General features: G+C 57.7%; 4 protein-coding genes. All 4 read right to left on the bottom strand.

Features of this window, described 5'->3' with window-relative positions:
* Positions 1 to 391, bottom strand: a 391-nt coding sequence (locus AC1D1Z_RS33940) for a cyclic GMP-AMP synthase DncV-like nucleotidyltransferase (protein WP_477853198.1), incomplete at its 3' end; no start/stop codon positions are given.
* A gap of 2 nt (positions 392 to 393) precedes the next feature.
* Positions 394 to 1,380 carry a CBASS cGAMP-activated phospholipase gene (locus AC1D1Z_RS33935; protein WP_477700442.1) on the bottom strand — a complete coding sequence of 329 codons (987 nt, stop codon included), beginning with the start codon at positions 1,378 to 1,380 and terminating at the stop codon, positions 394 to 396.
* A gap of 72 nt (positions 1,381 to 1,452) precedes the next feature.
* A complete protein-coding gene (locus AC1D1Z_RS33930; RefSeq protein ID WP_477853197.1) occupies positions 1,453 to 2,577 on the bottom strand; it encodes a helix-turn-helix transcriptional regulator in 1,125 nt (374 codons plus the stop codon).
* A gap of 233 nt (positions 2,578 to 2,810) precedes the next feature.
* Positions 2,811 to 5,010, bottom strand: a 2,200-nt coding sequence (locus AC1D1Z_RS33925) for an RHS repeat-associated core domain-containing protein (RefSeq protein ID WP_477853196.1), incomplete at its 5' end; no start/stop codon positions are given.

Genomic DNA, 5,010 nt, shown 5'->3' with positions numbered 1-5,010 from the left:
GCTTCCAGCCTCGTTCTTTCACCAGTGGTTCCAGCGCGGTTTCGGCAGCCTTGAAGAAGACCTGGCTCGCGGCCCTAGGGCGACCTGTTTCCGTCATAAAGCTCAGGGGCAGGTACGCGCCGTCGTCGATATCCGCTTGCTGGGGCGGCAGATGGCACGGCGCATTGATGGTTTTGTAGGCCCACGAGCCCTGCGTGAAGAATCTGGGAGGCACAGCCTCTTTTTCGTACCCAGCTTCCTTCATCAGCCGCGGAAGCCCAATGCGCAACTGCTTTCGAACGGCCTCCTTCGCTTCGAGGATGAACTCGCACTCGGCGTCGCCAAGGGTGATGTTTTTCAGTAGGTTCGAGTCCTCGACCTCGGTGTGGAAAAGTGCGCTGAGATTGAGCATGATCAGTTACCTGAGTTTTTGTTGGGCCCGTGGAAGAACACCGGGCTGGCCGCAACGTGGCTGCGGAAGGGAGCGAATCGGGAGTCACCGAGAGCTGTTCTGGCGGCTTGGGTGCCCCGGGTTTTCAGAACCTCGATGGCGGCTGGCGTCACCAAGTCAAGTTTCTCGATGTCCCGGCTCTGATCGGGTGTAGCCGGATCGTCGATGCGCATGTAGTCGTTGCCGAGTAAATGGCCAAGCAGGGTGTCGGTGGACCGCTCCTGCGTCGAGATGACCAAGTCGAAGAGCTTGGCACCCCACTGCTTGTAGCCCCAGTCGAGGCCGGAGCCACCCCGTTTCGTGGCGCCCAAGGTCATCGTGCCGATGGCCAGCACACGTACAGCACCAGGCTCACGTGACGCACCAAGGACCTGATGCGCCTCATGAAGCCCGAAAAATCCGGGGGAGTTGCCAACAAGGCCGCCGTCGGCGAACACACCTTCGTCACCCATCTGGTGGAGCGGGAAATAGGTAGGCGCGGCAGCGGTGGCCAGACCCACGTCAACGAGTTTGTGCCTGTGGTCGGTGTAAAAATTTTCGGCGTGCGGCGTTTTGAAGAACTGGCCGGAGCCCTTAGAGTAATTCACCGTAGGAATCAGAACGCGATGCTTAAGGTCACCGATGGTCAAGTCGCCCAGTTGTTCTGTGAGCACGGTGCGCAGCCCGTCAGACGCGTGCTTTGCCTGGAACCACGGGCCGAACGCCTTGCGTTTCAGGTCCTGAGAATTGAAGATGCGGCCGCCATCTTGCTCGAACATCGCCTGCAGCTTCGCTGCGGGTACCTCGGCGGCCAACCCCATTGCAAGCAGACCTCCGGCAGACGTCCCGCAAATCAGGTCGAACCGGTTAGCCAGTGGCGTGCCAAACTGCTCCTCGAGAACCTTAAGGACAGTCGCGGTGTAAAGGCCGCGGAACCCGCCACCGGAAAGTGCCAAAACATGCAACGGCATCAACGACCCCAGACCGGGACCATTCCCGATGATGGAGACGATTGTGGTTGGAGTGGTAGCTCAAATAGTGCGCTACTCAGCGGGCTCGTCGCCGTAATGTTTTGCTGCAGCGCACAAACGCTCTTGAATCCTCTGGCGCAACTCGGGCGGCCCTAGGACTTCGACCTCGGGCCCGTAGCGCAACACGTCCATTACGAGCTCCTGATCGTTCGAATATGGGACTTCCAAAATGTAGCTGCCGTCGCTCAGCCATCTGTCACTCTGGTCAGGATGCCAAGTCTCCAAGGCAATCCATTGGGCGCGGTCATGAGTGAACTTCAGGATAGCCCGATTAGTCGCCTTTCCAGAAAAAATTCCGTATCCGCTCTGAAAGTGCGTTCTCATTTCTTCTTGGCTAACCTCAATGGCGGATTCGGGCAGGATCTTGACGTCTTCGATAGCTTCAGGGGCGAAGGATCGCAGCTCATTACGCAGATGGCACCACGCGTCCAAAACCCAATTTTCCCGGTAATGGACCAACTGCAGTGGAGAAATAACGCGCTCAGTCGTTTCGTTTTTGTCACGGCGCAGATACTGCAATTGGAGTTTCTTACCTTCCAGCAGGGCGGTCGCTAGCACCTTAAAGTGCTTAGGTTCAATCCTGCGCGGTGCGAAGTGAATCAGCTTGACCTTCCGCTCAATCTGTTTCGCCGACTTTCCACCTGCTGCCAGCATTGAGCGCACGCGCTCCTTCATTGGGGCGACGTGCTCTTCAAGTAGTCCCGGCTGCACGCCCTCGACCAGGTGTAGCATCATCAGCATCGCGAAGAGCTCCGATGCATCGAACCAGAGACCTGGGAGTTCAAAGCGCTCGCCAGTCGCAGGGTCATCCCGCAGCATGTGTGCGCGCTTGCGACTGTCCCACTCGATGGGGCAGTTCAGTCGGTCTTTCAGRTAGTCGATATCACGCTTGACGGAAGCTGTTGAGACACCGAGTTCGACACCGAGGTCGCTCATGGTCACGCCATTTTTCCTGCGCGCAAGGCGAACAATCTTCACGAATCGCTCGATGCTGACCTTGGATACCCGGGACTCCTTTTGCCCGGGATTGGTTACAGGTATCTGGCTGAGGTGACTCCTCGCCGGAGGGGACTTTTTGCGAACCGGGGATTCCCCTGACGCGCGGGATGCCACGTTCTTCTTCGTCGATGGCCCCATGATTCCCCCATTCAAAGTCAACAAGGCGGAACGAACGCCCCGCAGCTAGATTGGTCTTGCAGCCGAAGTGATTTCAACACCTTTACGCTCTCGAGACTATAGGCCTCGACCCAGGCAACGGCAACGTCGTTCGACTGCCCAAGTTCGGCCGTACCGAACCCAAGAAGTGGGATGTGGATCGTCAGGGGGGCGAGAGGCAGGCCATAGCGAGGCTCCCTTGACTAACTCTCCGATCACATACACCAACCGTACGCATTGGTGCATCGGCGCTGCATCTCTTCCCTTGCCTGGACCGGTACAAAGGCAGGAGCAGCAAAGTAAGCGGCAGGCACAAGCATAATGCCGGGATAGGCCGTGTCGCCGAAGAAGTTACCGAATCTCTTGCCAAAACCGTTGTCGTAGTAGCCGCCGGTTTTGTCGATCAGCCAGTCATGCGGTCCCGCGAAAGACTCGACGACTGAATCCTGGAAGCTTCCTTTTTCGTATTTCCATTTCCCGATCATGCCCTCGTCCATCTGACAACCTCCAAATGTTCCACCAGAGCAGTCCAGGGTATTCGGCTCCAGTCGCGTTCCTCCCAGCTTTTGGCCATCGCCAAACATTCCTTTGCTGTATTTGCCGCGAGGCGACAAATTTGTCCTTGAGTCGTCGGCACTTCTGGGCTGGGAGGAGCCCTTGATTTGGTCGTTGCGCATTTCCTGATTGGCGTACGTGACGGCTGCCATTGCGAAGGCAAAGTTGAAGCCCTCGGAGAAGTTGCCCCCTCGGATTTGCGCACTGATGCCCCCCGCAGCCCCCTCTGACACAACGCGCCCGAACGAGTAGGTTGGGCCGTAGTGCTGGGCGACCCCACCCGTGATCGCACCCGTGATCGCGCCGAGGGCAGCCCCTCGCAAAACGTCATCAATGTTTCCGCCATACAGTGCCGCACTCAAACCACCGACGATCGCTCCCGTGACGGCACCCAAGGCGATCGCACTCATCGCGGGAAGTAGGTAGGGCGCGGCGATGGCCACTGCGATGACAACGATCACTCGCCAGTTTTTCTCTATCCACTGACCTGCCTGACTAAGCTGTTCACCGACCCATCTCATTGGTTTCCCGAAGATCGCGTCGGCCACGTCAAGAACCCCACCCAAGACATCGCCTAATCCGCCAACGATATCGCCCCAGAGGTCGAAGCCGGAGGGGTCGATAAATCTCAGCGGATTATTGAGAACATAGGCATAGCGGTTGAAGGACTGGGTGTTAAGCGGGAACTGGACGACCACGTCGGGGCTCATGAATCGGCCCAGTTCGGGGCTGTATATCCGGCCCTGCATATGGACGAGTTCCAGGTCGTCCAATTGCTCATGAGAGGAGAAGCCCGTGCGCACCGAACTGTAAGGGCCGCCGCCTCCGGCCTTGATCCTCTTGCCCCAAGCGTCGTACGCGAACCGTTCTACTACCTTGCCTGCGCCATCGGCTAGCGCGGTGAGCGAGCTCAGATGGTCTTTGATGAAATAGCTGAACCCGCCGTCTTTCTGCGCGGTCGTTCGCTCGGGCGTGATGCGCAGGAGATTCGCATAGAACGGCGACGAGAACTGCATGGGATGGTGCAGGAATGTCTTTTCGAAGAACCCGATGACGCCGCTCGGTCCCGCAACATGGTGCCTGACACGAGTGCGCTCCGGCGTCCTTAGGAATGGAGGAGCGAATTCCTCTCGCAAGAGTTCCACCTCGCCGAGGTACGACGCTTTGAATTTCACCGCACCCTGTCGGCTTTCATGTTGAACCAATTGACCATCGGCGCCGTAGACAAATTCGGAATAGTTCAGCCTCACACCAGCGTTGCGCTTGCGCTCGATGGCCGAAACCCTGTTCTCTGCATTGAACTCAAGCGTTCTGTCACCATAGCTCACAACATTGCCGGACGGGTCATATGCCAGCGACTTGGCAGCCGGCCCTTCACCGACAGCACACAGCCTAGTGGCTTCAGCCTGCTTGCAGTATTCGTAGTTGCCCACGCCGCTCTTGTTCCGGATATTTCCGGACGCATCAAAGGCAACGGCCATTTTCTCGTGTCCCTGCGTAGACACAGATGTCAGTCGGCTCAATTCGTCATAGCCAAACGTCTCATCCAGCATGGAAGGCTTGTCCGTGCGGGAAGTGATGTTGCCCACCGCGTCGTGCGAGAGCCTGAGGTCTTGAACCACTTCACCGTGCGACATCACGGAAACGGACTTGAGGCGATTGGAGTCGGTCGTGTATTCTGTGGATCGCCGCATGCCGTTGCCCAGCAACTCAGCGCGCACACGGCCCACCTCATCGAACTCCAGCGCTTCGGCCAATACTTTGCCGGCACCGGCTTCGCTCATGGAAACCTTCTTAAGCGCCCCAACTTGGTTATAAAAATTTTCGACGGAAATGCCGGTTGAGTAGGCAATATTGACC

This window comes from Rhizobium sp. P1_E1, assembly GCF_056406015.1.
This window is presented reverse-complemented; position numbering and strand designations above follow the sequence as displayed.